This window comes from Massilia eburnea (assembly GCF_009720745.1).
Taxonomy (GTDB): domain Bacteria; phylum Pseudomonadota; class Gammaproteobacteria; order Burkholderiales; family Burkholderiaceae_D; genus Rugamonas; species Rugamonas eburnea.
In genome coordinates, this window is sequence record NZ_WNKX01000010.1 from 125,505 (window position 1) to 139,865 (window position 14,361).

Sequence of the window (14,361 nt, forward strand, 5' to 3'; positions counted from 1 at the left end):
GGCGTGTTTTCTTAGGTGCCAAAAGACTTTTTACATACTAGCCAATAGAGACATTCATGCATCTGAACACCACTCCGTTCGCCGCACTTCAAGCAGAAATCCTGCGAGATCCTAGCCCGCTGCGCAGCGCCATCACTGCTGCGTATCGGCGCGACGAACAAACTGCTGTGCAATGGCTTCTGTCGCAAATTAACGTCGGTTCCCCGGAAACTACGCAGGATGCGCAATTCCTGGCAAAGCGCCTGGTGACCGCCGTTCGTGAAAAACGCACCCGTTCTTCCGGTGTGGATGCGCTGATGCATCAATTCTCCCTGTCGTCCGAAGAGGGCATTGCCCTGATGTGCCTGGCTGAAGCGCTTCTGCGTATTCCCGATTCCGCAACTGCCGACCGCCTGATTGCCGACAAGATTTCCAAAGGTGACTGGCGCAAACACCTGGGCGAATCGCCTTCCCTGTTTGTGAACGCCGCTACCTGGGGCCTGCTGATTACTGGCAAGCTGGTCAGCTCGTCCAGCGAAGAAGGACTGGGTTCGGCCATTACCAGCCTGATCGCCAAAGGCGGCGAACCACTGATCCGCAAAGGCGTGGACCTGGCGATGCGCATGCTGGGCAACCAGTTCGTCACCGGCCAGACCATCGACGAAGCGATCAGGAACGGCAAGGACAACGAAGCGCGCGGCTACCGCTATTCCTACGACATGCTGGGCGAGGCAGCGCTGACCGAAGCCGATGCAGCCAACTATTACGCAGCGTATGAAAAAGCGATCCACGCGATCGGCAAAGCATCTGCAGGCCGCGGCATCCGCAACGGTCCTGGCATTTCCGTCAAACTGTCCGCCCTGCATCCACGCTATAGCCGCGCACAGCGTGATCGCGTGATGTCCGAGCTGCTGCCGCGCCTGACCGCGCTGGTCAAGCTGGCCAAGGGTTACAACATCGGCCTGAATATCGACGCCGAAGAAGCCGACCGCCTGGAACTGTCGCTGGACCTGATGGAGGCGATGGCCTTCAACCCGGAACTGGAAGGCTTCGAAGGCATCGGTTTCGTGGTGCAGGCATACCAGAAGCGCTGTCCGTTCGTGATCGACTACCTGGTCGACCTGGCCAAGCGCAGCGGCCGCAAATTCATGGTGCGCCTGGTGAAGGGCGCCTATTGGGATGCAGAGATCAAGCGCGCCCAGGTTGATGGCATGCCTGGTTATCCGGTCTACACGCGCAAGGTGTACACGGACGTATCCTACCTGGCATGTGCGCAGCGCCTGCTGGCAGCGACCAGCGTGATCTACCCGCAATTCGCGACCCACAACGCGCAAACCCTGTCGACCATTTACACATGGGCCAAGCGTGACGGCATCACCGACTACGAATTCCAGTGCCTGCACGGCATGGGCGAGACTCTGTACGATCAGGTGGTCGGTTCGAACAACCTGGATAAGCCATGCCGTATTTACGCACCAGTAGGCTCGCACGAAACCCTGCTGGCTTACCTGGTACGCCGCCTGCTGGAGAACGGCGCCAACTCGTCCTTCGTGAACCAGATCGTCGACGAAACCATCCCGGTTGACTCCCTGATTTCCAACCCGATCGAGGTTGCGCGCAACCTGAACGGCGTGCCGCACACCGGCATCGCCCTGCCGCTCGACATGTTCGGCGCAGAGCGCAAGAACTCCGCCGGCATCGACCTGTCCAACGAAGACGTGCTGCGCGAAGTGTCGGCAGCCCTGGCGCAGCCACGCAGCTGGACTGCCGGGCCCCTGCTCGCCGTCGCAGCCAGCGCCGGCCAGGCCGCGCAGCAGATCGTGAATCCGGCCCGCAAAGACGATATCGTCGGCTCCGTGACCGAGGCGACTGCCGACGACGTCAACAACGCCCTGAACGCAGCCAGCCAGTTCGCCATGGATTGGCAAACCACCGAACCATCGCAGCGTGCCGCCTGCCTCGATCGCGCCGCCGACTTGTTCGAAACCCACAAGCTGGAGCTGATGGCACTGGCCGTGCGCGAAGCCGGCAAATCGCTGCCGAACGCGATCGCCGAAGTACGTGAAGCGGTCGATTTCCTCCGCTATTACGCCGTGCAAGTGCGCGGTTCCACCAACACGCTGGCGCTGGGACCCGTGACCTGCATCAGTCCATGGAACTTCCCGCTGGCGATCTTCACTGGCCAGGCCGCAGCAGCACTGGCCGCAGGTAACGTGGTGCTCGCCAAGCCCGCCGAACAAACCCCGCTGATTGCCCAGCGCGCAATAGAACTGCTGCACGAAGCCGGCGTACCGCGCGCAGCGCTGCAATTCCTGCCTGGCCGCGGCGAAGTGGTTGGCGCAGGCCTGTGCAACGACTCGCGCGTCAAAGGCGTGATCTTCACCGGCTCCACCGAAGTGGCGCAACTGATCAACCGCACCCTGGCCAAGCGCGCCGCAGCGGAAAATGTGGACATCCCGCTGATCGCCGAAACCGGCGGCCAGAACGCGATGATCGTCGACTCCTCCTCGCTGCCGGAACAGGTGGTAGGCGACGCGATTTCATCCGCCTTCGACAGCGCCGGCCAGCGTTGCTCGGCGCTGCGCGTGCTGTTCCTGCAAGAAGACATCGCCGACAAGACCATCAAGATGCTCAGAGGCGCGATGAAGGAACTGAAGGTCGGCTCGCCGGACCGCCTGGTGACCGACATTGGTCCGGTGATCGACAAGGAAGCGCAGCAAAACCTGCTGTCCCACATCGAAAAAGTGCGCGCGCATGCCAAGGCCAGCTTCTCGCTCGAAGTGCCGAATGCCGATGCGGGCACCTTCGTACCGCCGACCGTGCTGGAAATCGGCTCGCTGTCCGAGCTGACCAAGGAAGTATTCGGCCCCGTGATGCACGTGATCCGCTACAAGCGTTCCGAACTGCCAAAAGTGATCGAACAAATCAACGGCAGCGGATTCGGCCTGACCCTGGGCGTTCATTCGCGTATCGATGAAACCATCGACTACATCACCTCCAGCGCCCACGTCGGCAACATCTACGTGAACCGCAATATCGTCGGTGCAGTGGTTGGCGTGCAGCCGTTTGGCGGTGAAGGCAAATCCGGCACCGGCCCGAAAGCGGGCGGCCCGCTGTACCTCAAGCGCCTGCAGCGCGGCGCGGTCGCCCTGGAGCGCCACGAGCGCGTCGGTGCGCCGGCAACCGACACGCTGGCCGCATGGGCCAAGGCGCAAGGCAAGAGCCGCCTGGCAGCGCATATCGAAAGCTATGCACGCACCACGCCGGTTGGCAGCCTGATCGGCCTGCCGGGCCCAACCGGCGAGCGCAACACCCTGGCCTACGTCCCACGCGGCAACATCGCCTGTTTCGCCACGAATGCCGACGTGCTGCTGAACCAGATCGCCGCCGCCCTGGCAACCGGCAACCGCGCACTGGTAATGGAAGGCGCCCTGCCGGCAGATCTGCCAGCGGATGTAAAGTCCGTCATCCAGACCATCAAATCCACGGATGTGGCGAAAGCCGACTTCCAGATCGCACTGGTTGAATCCAGCCTCGGCGCGAAACTGCGCCCAGAACTGGCCGCCCGCGACGGCGCGATTGTCTCCGTGATCGACACCACTGAAGAAGGCGACATCCCATTGTGGCGCCTGGTGGCCGAACGCGCCCTGTGCGTCAACACCACCGCCGCCGGCGGCAACGCCAGCCTGATGACCCTCGACGCCTAAATGGCCCAGCTCGTGTCCCACCATGGGGTCACACCCGAAACGGGACACGAGCACAGCTGGTTGATGTAGATCAGCTTCCGAAGAATTTTCTCATGCTAAGTTTTCAGCATGAGCCGCCCTCCACGAATCATTTTCCCCGGTGCTGTTTACCATGTGACTTCGCGTGGCAACAGGCGCGCCGCGATCTACCACGATCAACGCGATCATCTGATCTGGCTCGAAAAACTGGCTGAAACCGTGGAAAAGCACGCGTTCAAGGTTTACGCCTATTGCTTAATGCCGAACCACTTCCATTTGCTGCTTGAAACGGTTGATGCCAACCTGTCAGAAGGCATGCATATGTTGAACGCTACCTATTGCCAGCATTTCAATAAACGACATCAACTCAGCGGGCATGTGATCCAAGGCCGGTTCCACGCGGTGGGCATTGGCAAGCAAAAGCAACTGCTCGCCGCAGCGCGTTACATTAGCTTGAACCCGGTAAGGGCGAAGCTTGTAAGTGATCCCAGGGATTGGCAATGGAGCAGCCATGGCTACTATTTGCGGCCCGAAATAGCGCCGGCCTGGCTCAATACTGATTGGCTTTTATCGCAGTTTGGCAATGGTGACATGACTGAAAGGGTCGCGGCTTATGAAAAGTTCGTCGCTGCCGGCATTGGTATGCCCAACCCATTGAGCTTCCATTCCGAGCGCACGAACTTGTCGCGAGTTAAAGTCCAACCGCTCATCACCTACGCTGCGCTCTATCAGAATCGGAACGAAGCGATGGCGCGAGCCCATCAGTCAAAAGCCTATACGCGCCAACAAATAGCCGATCACTTCGGAGTATCGATCAAGACCGTTTCAAGGGCAATTCAAGGCTTTCCACCACAAGACGCCTGAGCTCGTGTCTCAAAACGGGTGTGACCCCATGGTGGGACACGGGCTCGGCTGTGGGCTAGTAGGTGTCGTTCCTGGGGTTGGTGCCGGGCGCGGTTTTTTGGGCGACGGCGTTCATGCCTTCGAGGTGGCCGCGCAGCCATTTGTGGGCGGGGCTGCGGGCGTCGCGTTCGTGCCAGAGCATGTCGAGGTGCACGGCAGGCAACTGGAAGGGGAGCTCTTTGTAGATCAACGCGTCGGTCATGCCGGTGGAGGCGATCAGGTGCTTGGGCAAAACCGTGATCAGGTCGCTGTTGGCGACCACCCGGCCGGCGGTGAAGAATTGATTTACCGTCAGCAGAATGCGGCGTTCGCGCTGGATCTGCGCCAGGGCTTCGTCCACCAGGCCGTGGGCGCGGCCGGAGAAGCTCACCAACAAGTGGTTGGCGGCGCAGTAGTTGTCCAGGGTGAGGTCTTGCTTGGCCAGCGGGTGGCCGCGCCGCATCACGGCGACGTAGATACCGGAATACAGCCGCTCGTGGCGGATCGGGGAGCTCGGTTCGCTCATCAGCTGCGCCGCCACGCCAGGGAAGAAGCCGACCGCCAGGTCGATATCGCCGCGCAGCAGCATCGGCCGCGGTTCGCGCGTTGTCAAAGGAACCATGCGGATGTTCACGCCAGGCGCTTCGCGTTCGATCGAGCGCATCAGGGATGGCAGCCAGAACGCTGCCGTTGCGTCGGCCATCGCCATGCGGAAGGTGGCGTGGGTCTTGGAGACGTCAAACGTGCCCGGCGTGACCGCGGCTTCCAGCGAGGCCAGGGCGCTGCGCACCTGCGGCCACAGCGCTTCGGCGCGCGGGGTTGGCTTGACACCGTAGGCAGTGCGGATCAGCAAATCGTCGCCCAGGCTTTCGCGCAGCCTTTTGATGGCGTTCGACACCGCCGGCTGCGTCATGGCCAGGTGGCCGGCAGCGCGGGTCAGGTTCTGCTCAGTCATCACCGCGTCGAATACGCGCAGCAGATTCAGGTCGAGGGTCAGAAAGCTCATCGGTCATTCACACCAATAATAATTGTTATCGAGAAACGGAATTGGCGTTATATGTTGCGGCGCACTATAGTATCTACAGATTCTATAGGTATTGAAACAGCCATGTCTACTTACATTAACATCATCGAATTTGCACAGTTCCTGCCGCTGGTGATCCTGGCGCTGGCGCTGGCTTTCGTGTTCAAGCCGCTGCTGCGTGGTATCGCCCGCGCCGCCGTGCTTGTCGTTAAGCCAAAGTTGAGCAAAGAGGAACGCCTGCAGCGCCGCCTGATGCGCGACACCATGATGTTCAAGCGTATGCTGAATTCGATGGAAGGCTCGCCTAGCCATGTCGCGGAACTGCGTGCCATGGCCTGCCGCGCGTAAGCCTTCCGCAGCGCAGCAAATCAGTTTGTTTCTGGCGCCGGAGCCGAGGCCTTCTCGGCATTCCACAGCAGCTTAGGCTTCAGGGATGAATCCACCGGCTTATTGCCGATCCAGATGCGCATGATGGCGTTGAAGAAAGCCAGGTCCGGCTGCGGTTCACCGACTTTTTTTCCGTTCAGGAAGGATTGGGAGCCGACACTCGGGTTCCAGTCCACTACCAGCTCATCACCCTTCTTCAATCCGGGGAACTGGGCGAACATCTCGCCGAATGCCTTGGTCTGCGGCAGCAATTTCGTGCGCTCTTCCGCACCGACGTTATCGTTCAGGCCCTTCATGAAGGCCATGCCGAAGTCATCCGAGCTCAGGTCGCGCATCGATACAATGCGGATGCGGCGCGGGCCTTGGGCGGCCAGCACGTCGGCGACGGTGGATTTCCTGTCCTGCAGATAGAAGCCCAGTGCGTAGACCTTGAACACCAGCTTGGTGCGCACGCCGGCGCCGTTCAGCTTCAGCTCGTGTCCAGCTACCGTGACAGTGTCTGCGAATTTGACGCCGGCGACTTCTGCGGCGAATGCGGGCATGCTGCTGGCGGCCAATAGGGCGGCGGCCACAGCACTCTTGAGGATGTTGCGACGGGTGATGCTCATTATGTCTCCGTTGGTATGGGTAGCTGTTTGCAATATAACGCACAGCAACCCTTTTGGGGAGACATCAGCTCTTATCAGCCTGCAACTTCTCGAATTTTGCCAACAATTGTTCCTTGCTTTCCCGCCAATCTGGATTAAATGGAATGCAGGAAACCGGGCAAACCTGCTGGCATTGCGGTTCGTCGAAGTGCCCCACGCATTCGGTGCACTTGTTGGGATCGATTTCGTAGATCTCCGGACCCAAGTATATCGCGTCGTTCGGGCACTCGGGCTCGCATACGTCGCAATTGATGCAGTCGTCGGTAATCATTAAAGCCATGGCAATACTCTCTTACTCGCCTTTGCGGGCCGCGATCTTCTTGCGAAGCCAGCGGTCCACCGAAGGGAAAACAAACTTGGACACGTCGCCGCCAAGCTCGGCAATCTCGCGCACGATGGTGCCCGAGATGAATTGGTACTGGTCGGATGGCGTGAGGAACAGCGTTTCCACATCCGGCAGCATGTAGCGGTTCATGCCCGCCATCTGGAATTCGAATTCGAAGTCCGACACCGCGCGCAGGCCGCGCACGATCACGCGCGCATCATGTTCGCGCACGAAGTCTTTCAGCAGGCCGGAAAAGCTCTCAACCTTGACGTTCGGATAATGGCCCAGCACTTCATTGGCAATCTCCAGCCGTTCTTCAAGGGTGAAGAAGGGATGCTTGTTCTGGCTGTCGGCCACACCGACGATCAGCGTGTCGAACAGGCCCGATGCGCGGCGCACCAGGTCTTCGTGACCCCGGGTCAGCGGGTCGAAAGTACCCGGATAAACTGCTACAACCATTGCAACTCCATGCGTTTGGCGTCAAACAATAAAGGATTATGCCTCATTTTCAGGCAATGCCTGAAGCAGGTGGTAATACACCATGCCTGCCTTGTCGGCGCGTACCACTTCCCAGCCTTCGATGGCCAGTGGCGCTTCCGCTTCGGCATACACCAGGCCGCCGTCCTTCAGCAGGGGACGGCACAGGGGCAGTGAACGTTCCAGCAAGCCTTGCTGGTAGGGGGGATCGAGGAAGATCAGGTCGAACCTGGCGCCGCGGCCGGCCAGCGACTGCGCTGTCGCCAGGGCGTCGCCGCGCTGGATGGCGATGTTGGTGGCCTTCAGCTTTTCGCGGTTTGTCTCCAGCTGGCGCACCACGGCGCTGTTGGCGTCGACCATGGTGACCTTGGCTGCACCGCGGCTGGCGGCTTCGAAACCGAGGGCGCCGCTACCGGCGAACAAGTCCAGCACCTGGGTCTCGCTCCAGGCCGCATCGTGCAGGTGGTTGATCCAGTTGAAGACGGTTTCGCGCACGCGGTCGGGCGTTGGGCGCAGGCCCAGCGCTTCCAGAACGGGCAGCGGGGTGCGCTTCCAATCGCCGCCGATAATGCGGACCTGGTTGGGGACTTTCTTCTTTTGCATGGCCGGCATTATCTCATGCCGCGCTGCACAAAGGCTCAATGAGCCTGCGCAGCAAGGGTATTCAAGTCCTTGATCCAGCCTTCCATGCGTTTTTGCGCATGGGCTTTCTGCTCCGGCGTGGAGATGCGTACGACGGTGTGGACAAGTTCCACCGTCGATTGCGTATAGCTGTCGAAGAAGGCCTTGCGCTCCGAAAAGCCGAAGCGGTCGAAGCCCGAACGTATCAACTCTTCCACCCACTGCGTGGCAAGCTGCTTGCTTGGCTGTTCGGTCATGATCTTGCGTGCCAGGGTCATGATCTTGAGCTGACGCCTCAAGCGTTCGTCCAGCCACAGCTCGTTATTCAGTGGCCGCGCGTCGGATGCCTTGCGGATAATGGCTTCCTGTTCATCGCTGAAGCTGCCGAACCAGAGCTCGAACTGCTCCATCGATTTCTTGTAACGGAATTTGTTCTGCTCCAGGGCGTCGCCCTTCATATTCTCTTTGCGGAACTTGGCGTTGTTCTTGGCGAACTTCTTTTCCATCGTTGCCAGCTGTTCGGGCTTGAGCGAAAGCGCCAGCTCCGCGATATCGGGCGCGGCGCGCAGCAGCAGGGCCTCGGTGCGGTCGCGGATATCCACGTAATCGGCCATCAGGTCTGCCGCCGTGGGATTGCCGTGCAGCTGGCGCTGGGCCTTCTGCAGAAGTTGCACATAGTCCTGCAACTGGGTTTTGCGGTGCCAGCGGAAGAAGCCGTCGATATCCTGCTTCACGTCCGCCTTTTGCTCGCTGTCGAAGTCGACGTAGGCGTCGAGCCACCAGTACAGCAAGGTGTCGCCGTTGTTATAGGCGAGCCTCAGGGAGCTGCATGCCGCGAGCAGAATGGCAAAAGCCAGCACGATCCACGTGTTAAACTTTTTCATATATCAACTCACACAAGAACAATCGGAATTATGAACGTCGTCATTCTCGCCGCCGGCATGGGTAAGCGCATGCAGTCGGCGCTGCCAAAGGTTTTGCATCCCGTCGCTGGCAAGTCCCTGTTGTCCCACGTTATCGATACTGCACGCAGCCTGTCTCCAGCCAGATTGTGCGTCATTTACGGTCACGGCGGCGCAGCGGTGCTGGCTTCGCTGGACAAGCATAAAGCCGTTCCAGGCACCGAAATCTCGGCCGCGCTGCAGGAACCGCAGCTGGGCACTGGCCACGCCGTCCAGCAAGCCCTGCCCCACCTCGACGATGAGCAGCCAACCCTGGTGCTGTACGGCGACGTGCCGCTGACTTCCGCCGCTTCGCTCAAGCGCCTGGCCGATGCCGCCGGAAAAGACAAGCTGGGCATCCTCACCGTGGTACAGGACAATCCTTTCGGCCTGGGCCGCATCGTCCGTGTGGGCGGCGCGATCCAGCGCATCGTTGAAGAGAAGGATGCCACAGAAGCCGAGCGCCTGATCAAGGAAATCAATTCCGGCATCATGGTGATCCCGACGGCCAAGCTGAAGCAGTGGCTGGGCAAACTGAAGAATGAAAACGCGCAGGGCGAGTATTACCTGACCGATATCGTCGCCATGGCAGTGGAAGAAGGCGTGCAAGTCGTATCGGCCCATCCGGCTGCGCCGTGGGAAGTGCTGGGCGTGAACAGCAAGGCCCAGTTGGCCGAACTGGAACGCATCTACCAGCGCAGTGTCGCCAATGCCCTGCTGGATAAAGGCGTCACCCTGGCCGATCCTGCCCGCATCGACGTGCGCGGCGAATTGAGCTGCGGCCGCGATGTGACCATCGACGTCAACTGCGTCTTCGAAGGCGCGGTGGAAATCGGCGAGGGCGCGACCATCGGTCCGAACTGCGTGCTGATCAACGCGAAGATCGGTGCTGGCGCCAACATCAAGGCCTTCACCCACATCGAACAGGCGGTCGTTGGCGCCAAAGGCCAGATTGGCCCATACGCTCGCCTGCGCCCTGGCACCGAACTGGGTGAAGACGTCCACGTTGGCAACTTCGTGGAGATCAAGAACAGCCAGGTTGCTGCGCATAGCAAGGCCAATCACTTGGCTTATATCGGCGACGCCACCATCGGTTCGCGCGTGAACGTCGGCGCCGGCACCATCACCTGCAATTACGATGGCGTGAACAAGTTCCGCACCGTGATTGAAGATGACGCTTTCATTGGCAGCGACAGCCAGCTGGTGGCGCCCGTCACAGTAGGCGCTGGCGCGACCATCGGCGCCGGAACGACCCTGACCAAGGATGCGCCGCCCGGCAAGCTGACCATCTCGCGTCCAAAGCAGTTGACGATCGAAGGCTGGAAGCGCCCGGTCAAGCTACCGAAAACTGGCGGCGGCGCTGGTAAGTAAATTTCACCAGCTCGGGGAAGAAGCGGTCGAAGCCGGCGGCGATCGCTTCGTAGTGCTGCTGCACTTCCCCGATGCCCTCGCGCAGCAGGTGGCCGTTGCGGCTTAACCTGTCCGACATGCGGGTCAGCGCCAGCTCGACTCCGCTGAAATCCCCATATGCACCTAGCCAGTCCTGCTTGATCAGCTTGGGCAGGATCTCGCGCAGCCGGTCCGGCAACTGCTCTTCATGCGCAGCCAGGGCGCCGTAAAAGCGCTCGATCAACTCCGCACGCGGCTCCTCGCAGTATTCATCCCAGCGCTGGCTCAGGATGTGGTCGTAAAAAACGTCCAGCACTATCCCCGCATAACGCCGCCGCCCTTCCGTGAACAGGCTCTTGGCCTCAGTGACGATCGGATGGCTATCCGTGAACGAATCGATAAAACGGTGCAGCGCGATCTCGTTCGCAATCTCCGGCGCGTAGTGGTCCCCGCCATTCGCCTTGACGAAATCGCCCAGCATGGCGCCGACCATGGCGGCTTCGCTATGGCGCGCCAGGTAGATGTGTGCGAGGTAGTTCATTGCCCCATTCTAGCGCTGTGGATAAAGATGTGTAAAAGCAGGCGCATTTCCGTCTGAAAACCGTGGGATAGCTGTGGGATAAGAAGCAGGTGGTATCATCAACTTGTCCACAACGCGCGCTACAGCATGCTTCTTGTGGAAAAGCCTGGGGAATACCGGCGAATAAGCAGGGATAACCTCAGGCTGTGGATAAGGGTGTGAAGAACCCTGCGGAAAACGCGAGGATATGCGGTGAGGAACTTTGGATAACTGAGTATTTCGCGCGCTCTGCTGTGGAGAAATCTGTGCGTAAACCTGTGCCTATCCCGGTATAAGCCGGGATAACTGGTTCAGACTACAATACTGGTTTCGAACTTGCTGCGGAAAGTGGAAAAGTACGCTTTGACGTTGCGAACATTCGCCTGCCCGGCAAACAAACGGTGGGCCAGGGCGTGATAAGCGGGCATATCCGCCACCTGCACGATCAGCACGAAATCCGGGCCAGGAGAGACGCGGTAGCATTGCAGCACCGCCGGCTCGGGCGCCACCAGGGCTTCAAATTCCGCCATGCGTTCGGCGGCCTGGATATCCAGCGAGATTTCCACAACCGCCGTCAGATGCGCCCCGACCTTTTCCGGCGCCACCAGGGCCACTTCACGCGCGATCACGCCCGTATCGCGCAAATGCTTGACCCTGCGCAGGCAAGTCGGCGCCGAAACATGGACCGCAGCCGCCAATTCGGCATTCGTTTGCGAAGCATCCTTTTGCAGGGCGTTCAGGATGCGACGATCAATTTCATCAAAGTCCATAATTTGAAAGAATATTTCGCGCTATGCGCTGTATGAAATATTCTTTCACACTATGATGAATTCAGAAAGCAAATTTCTCCGGCCCTGCTCTACCATTCATTTATTAACTTTCTAAGAGAGGTCGCGCATGTGCGGTATTGTTGGCGCTGTAGCCCAGCGCAATATCACCCCCATCCTGGTTGAAGGCCTGAAGCGCCTGGAATATCGTGGCTACGACTCCTGTGGCGTCGCCCTGCACCTGGACGGCAAGCTGCAGCGTTCCCGCAGCACCTCGCGCGTGGCCGACCTGGAAAAACAGATCAATGAAGGCGGCCTGAACGGCTTCACAGGCATCGCCCACACCCGCTGGGCCACCCATGGCGCGCCGGCATCGCACAACGCCCACCCGCACTTCTCGCCAAGCGAAGCGGCCGCCCGCATCGCCCTGGTCCACAACGGCATCATCGAGAACCATGACGAACTGCGCGCCGAACTGACCGCACTGGGTTATGTCTTCACCAGCCAGACCGACACCGAAGTGATCGCCCATCTGGTCGACCATATGTACAACGGCGACCTGTTCGACACCGTGCAGCACGCCGTCAAGCGCCTGCACGGCGCCTACGCCATTGCCGTGTTCTGCCGCGAAGAACCGCACCGCGTAGTGGCTGCACGCCAGGGGTCGCCGCTGATCGTCGGCCTGGGCCAGGGTGAAAACTTCGTTGCCTCCGACGCCATGGCGCTGGCCGGCACCACCGACCAGATCATCTACCTGGAAGAGGGCGACGTAGTCGACCTGCAGCTGGGCCGCGTATGGATCGTCGACGTCGACGGCAAGCAGGTGCAGCGCGAAGTGAAGACCGTGCATGCCCACACCGGCGCCGCGGAACTGGGCCCATACCGCCACTTCATGCAGAAGGAAATCTTCGAGCAGCCACGCGTGGTCGGCGATACGCTGGAAGGCGTGACCGGCATCATGCCGGAGCTGTTCGGCGACGGCGCCTACAAGGTATTCAAGGAAATCGACCGCGTGCTGATCCTGGCCTGCGGCACCAGCTACTACGCCGGCCTGACCGCCAAGTACTGGATCGAATCCATCGCCAAGGTACCGGTCAGCGTGGAAATCGCTTCCGAATACCGCTACCGCGACAGCGTGCCGCATCCAAAGACCCTGGTGGTGACGATTTCCCAGTCCGGCGAAACCGCCGACACCATCGCCGCACTGAAGCACGCGCGCAGCCTGGGCATGGAGCACACCCTGACCATCTGCAACGTGGCCACCAGCGCCATGGTGCGCGAATGCAAACTGGCCTATATCACCCGCGCCGGCGTGGAAGTAGGCGTGGCGTCGACCAAGGCATTTACCACCCAGCTGGCCGCCCTGTTCCTGCTGACCCTGAGCCTGGCGCAAGTGAATGGCCTGCTGGCCGAAGAACAGGAAGCGGCGCACCTGAAAGCCATGCGCCACCTGCCTTCCGCCATCGCCGCCGTGCTGGCGCTGGAACCGCAGATCATCGCTTGGGCCGAAGAATTCGCACGCAAGGAAAACGCCCTGTTCCTGGGCCGCGGCATGCACTACCCGATCGCCCTGGAAGGTGCGCTGAAGCTGAAGGAGATCTCCTATATCCACGCCGAAGCCTATCCAGCCGGCGAGCTGAAACACGGCCCGCTGGCGCTGGTGACCGACGAAATGCCGGTGGTGACCATCGCCCCTAACGACGCCCTGCTGGAGAAGCTGAAGTCGAACATGCAGGAAGTGCGCGCCCGCGGCGGCCAGCTGTACGTCTTCGCTGACGTCGACTCGCGCATCACTTCCGGCGACGGCCTGCACGTGATCCGCCTGCCGGAACACTACGGCCAGCTGTCGCCGATCCTGCACGTGGTGGCCTTGCAGCTGCTGGCCTACCACACCGCCCTGGCGCGCGGCACCGACGTCGACAAGCCACGCAACCTGGCAAAGTCGGTGACCGTCGAGTAATCAGCCGCGCTTCATCGACAGTTCCACATCTCCGGGGAGCGGCAGCGACAGGTAGCCGCCCTCCGGATCGCGCACTTTCGCCACATACTCGGCGCAATAGTCGGCGTTGTCGGCGACGATCAGGGCGCCGGGACGCAGGCGGTTTTCCACCAGCGCGAGCACGTCCGCGTAAAGCCCTTTTGCGCCATCCAGCAGCAGCAGGTCGATTTGATCGGGAAGGCCGCCGCGCAGGGTTTCCAGCGCATCGCCTTCACGAATTTCTACCAGGTCCAGAAGCCCGCCAGCCGAGAGATTGTCGCGGGCTCGCTGCGCTTTGGAAGGCTCGAATTCCGTGGTGATCAACTTGCCGCCGCCGTTGTCGCGCAGGGCTGCGGCAAGGTGCAGGGTGGAGATGCCGAAGGATGTGCCGAATTCGACAATCGAACTGGCCTTGGCGTTACGCGCCAGCATGTACAGCAGCAAACCGGTCTCACGCGACACGGGGATTGCAGCGTCTTTCAGTTCCGCATAAATTGCGCGGTATTCCGTTTTGCTGCTCAGGATATGCGCGCGTTGCTCGACCGGGAGCGCGGCGAAGGCTGCCATCGCTGGCACATTGACGCTTTCGGCGTCGGCAAACAGGCTCTGCAGCAGGGGCGCGACAGGGGCGGATACGAGGGTAATCATTGGGTATTCCTT

Annotated in this window: 14 protein-coding genes; 5 read left to right on the forward strand and 9 right to left on the reverse strand. The window is 60.5% G+C overall.

Annotated elements, in window-relative coordinates:
• Positions 1-56: 56 nt before the first annotated feature.
• The gene (gene putA, locus GM658_RS15125; RefSeq protein ID WP_155454878.1) at positions 57-3,686 is read left to right on the forward strand and encodes a trifunctional transcriptional regulator/proline dehydrogenase/L-glutamate gamma-semialdehyde dehydrogenase; all 3,630 of its coding nucleotides are present in this window, start codon (positions 57-59) and stop codon (positions 3,684-3,686) included.
• 108 nt (positions 3,687-3,794) lie between these two features.
• Positions 3,795-4,568, forward strand: coding sequence for an REP-associated tyrosine transposase (locus tag GM658_RS15130; protein WP_155454879.1), 774 nt, complete (start codon positions 3,795-3,797; stop codon positions 4,566-4,568).
• A gap of 55 nt (positions 4,569-4,623) precedes the next feature.
• On the opposite strand, the gene GM658_RS15135 is transcribed toward GM658_RS15130, so the two are convergent.
• Positions 4,624-5,592 carry a LysR family transcriptional regulator gene (locus GM658_RS15135; protein ID WP_155454880.1) on the reverse strand — a complete coding sequence of 323 codons (969 nt, stop codon included), beginning with the start codon at positions 5,590-5,592 and terminating at the stop codon, positions 4,624-4,626.
• 102 nt (positions 5,593-5,694) lie between these two features.
• On the opposite strand from GM658_RS15135, the gene GM658_RS15140 reads away from it, so the two are divergent.
• Positions 5,695-5,958 carry a hypothetical protein gene (locus tag GM658_RS15140; RefSeq protein WP_229416918.1) on the forward strand — a complete coding sequence of 88 codons (264 nt, stop codon included), beginning with the start codon at positions 5,695-5,697 and terminating at the stop codon, positions 5,956-5,958.
• Between the two features lie 20 nt (positions 5,959-5,978).
• Here the strand turns inward: GM658_RS15140 and GM658_RS15145 are convergent, their stop codons facing one another.
• The 5 genes from GM658_RS15145 to GM658_RS15165 form a co-directional block, all read right to left on the reverse strand.
• On the reverse strand, positions 5,979-6,605 hold the full coding sequence (locus tag GM658_RS15145; RefSeq protein ID WP_155454881.1) for a chalcone isomerase family protein: 627 nt from the start codon (positions 6,603-6,605) through the stop codon (positions 5,979-5,981).
• A gap of 64 nt (positions 6,606-6,669) precedes the next feature.
• Complete coding sequence (locus GM658_RS15150) at positions 6,670-6,924, reverse strand: YfhL family 4Fe-4S dicluster ferredoxin (protein WP_155454882.1); 255 nt, start codon at positions 6,922-6,924, stop codon at positions 6,670-6,672.
• Between the two features lie 12 nt (positions 6,925-6,936).
• Positions 6,937-7,428: a pantetheine-phosphate adenylyltransferase gene (coaD, locus tag GM658_RS15155; RefSeq protein ID WP_057262219.1), complete on the reverse strand. Its 492-nt coding sequence runs from the start codon at positions 7,426-7,428 to the stop codon at positions 6,937-6,939.
• Between the two features lie 36 nt (positions 7,429-7,464).
• Positions 7,465-8,049 carry a 16S rRNA (guanine(966)-N(2))-methyltransferase RsmD gene (gene rsmD / locus GM658_RS15160; protein ID WP_229416919.1) on the reverse strand — a complete coding sequence of 195 codons (585 nt, stop codon included), beginning with the start codon at positions 8,047-8,049 and terminating at the stop codon, positions 7,465-7,467.
• Positions 8,050-8,084: 35 nt separating this feature from the next.
• The gene (locus tag GM658_RS15165) at positions 8,085-8,951 is read right to left on the reverse strand and encodes a DUF6279 family lipoprotein (protein WP_155454884.1); all 867 of its coding nucleotides are present in this window, start codon (positions 8,949-8,951) and stop codon (positions 8,085-8,087) included.
• A 30-nt stretch (positions 8,952-8,981) separates the two neighbouring features.
• Here GM658_RS15165 and glmU point away from each other — a divergent pair, with 30 nt between their 5' ends.
• On the forward strand, positions 8,982-10,379 hold the full coding sequence (gene glmU, locus GM658_RS15170) for a bifunctional UDP-N-acetylglucosamine diphosphorylase/glucosamine-1-phosphate N-acetyltransferase GlmU (protein WP_155454885.1): 1,398 nt from the start codon (positions 8,982-8,984) through the stop codon (positions 10,377-10,379).
• Here glmU and GM658_RS15175 read toward each other — a convergent pair.
• Together GM658_RS15175 and GM658_RS15180 are read right to left on the reverse strand one after the other, a co-directional pair.
• Positions 10,342-10,938 (reverse strand): acyl carrier protein phosphodiesterase, encoded by a 597-nt coding sequence (locus GM658_RS15175; RefSeq protein ID WP_155454886.1) that lies wholly within the window; start codon positions 10,936-10,938, stop codon positions 10,342-10,344. The genes glmU and GM658_RS15175 overlap by 38 nt on opposite strands.
• Positions 10,939-11,267: 329 nt before the next feature.
• The gene (locus GM658_RS15180; protein WP_155454887.1) at positions 11,268-11,726 is read right to left on the reverse strand and encodes an Lrp/AsnC family transcriptional regulator; all 459 of its coding nucleotides are present in this window, start codon (positions 11,724-11,726) and stop codon (positions 11,268-11,270) included.
• 127 nt (positions 11,727-11,853) lie between these two features.
• On the opposite strand from GM658_RS15180, the gene glmS reads away from it, so the two are divergent.
• Positions 11,854-13,683, forward strand: a complete 1,830-nt coding sequence (gene glmS, locus GM658_RS15185; RefSeq protein WP_155454888.1) for a glutamine--fructose-6-phosphate transaminase (isomerizing) — start codon at positions 11,854-11,856, stop codon at positions 13,681-13,683.
• On the opposite strand, the gene GM658_RS15190 is transcribed toward glmS, so the two are convergent.
• Positions 13,684-14,349, reverse strand: coding sequence for an O-methyltransferase (locus GM658_RS15190; RefSeq protein ID WP_155454889.1), 666 nt, complete (start codon positions 14,347-14,349; stop codon positions 13,684-13,686).
• Positions 14,350-14,361: the final 12 nt, after the last annotated feature.

What these genes read in the sequence shown, in the direction of transcription:
- putA (WP_155454878.1), top strand. Translation starts at nt 57, where the DNA reads ATGCATCTGAACACCACTCCGTTCGCCGCACTTCAAGCAGAAATCCTG.
- GM658_RS15130 (WP_155454879.1), top strand. Translation starts at nt 3,795, where the DNA reads ATGAGCCGCCCTCCACGAATCATTTTCCCCGGTGCTGTTTACCATGTG.
- GM658_RS15135 (WP_155454880.1), bottom strand. Translation starts at nt 5,592, where the DNA reads ATGAGCTTTCTGACCCTCGACCTGAATCTGCTGCGCGTATTCGACGCG.
- GM658_RS15140 (WP_229416918.1), top strand. Translation starts at nt 5,695, where the DNA reads ATGTCTACTTACATTAACATCATCGAATTTGCACAGTTCCTGCCGCTG.
- GM658_RS15145 (WP_155454881.1), bottom strand. Translation starts at nt 6,605, where the DNA reads ATGAGCATCACCCGTCGCAACATCCTCAAGAGTGCTGTGGCCGCCGCC.
- GM658_RS15150 (WP_155454882.1), bottom strand. Translation starts at nt 6,924, where the DNA reads ATGGCTTTAATGATTACCGACGACTGCATCAATTGCGACGTATGCGAG.
- coaD (WP_057262219.1), bottom strand. Translation starts at nt 7,428, where the DNA reads ATGGTTGTAGCAGTTTATCCGGGTACTTTCGACCCGCTGACCCGGGGT.
- rsmD (WP_229416919.1), bottom strand. Translation starts at nt 8,049, where the DNA reads ATGCAAAAGAAGAAAGTCCCCAACCAGGTCCGCATTATCGGCGGCGAT.
- GM658_RS15165 (WP_155454884.1), bottom strand. Translation starts at nt 8,951, where the DNA reads ATGAAAAAGTTTAACACGTGGATCGTGCTGGCTTTTGCCATTCTGCTC.
- glmU (WP_155454885.1), top strand. Translation starts at nt 8,982, where the DNA reads ATGAACGTCGTCATTCTCGCCGCCGGCATGGGTAAGCGCATGCAGTCG.
- GM658_RS15175 (WP_155454886.1), bottom strand. Translation starts at nt 10,938, where the DNA reads ATGAACTACCTCGCACACATCTACCTGGCGCGCCATAGCGAAGCCGCC.
- GM658_RS15180 (WP_155454887.1), bottom strand. Translation starts at nt 11,726, where the DNA reads ATGGACTTTGATGAAATTGATCGTCGCATCCTGAACGCCCTGCAAAAG.
- glmS (WP_155454888.1), top strand. Translation starts at nt 11,854, where the DNA reads ATGTGCGGTATTGTTGGCGCTGTAGCCCAGCGCAATATCACCCCCATC.
- GM658_RS15190 (WP_155454889.1), bottom strand. Translation starts at nt 14,349, where the DNA reads ATGATTACCCTCGTATCCGCCCCTGTCGCGCCCCTGCTGCAGAGCCTG.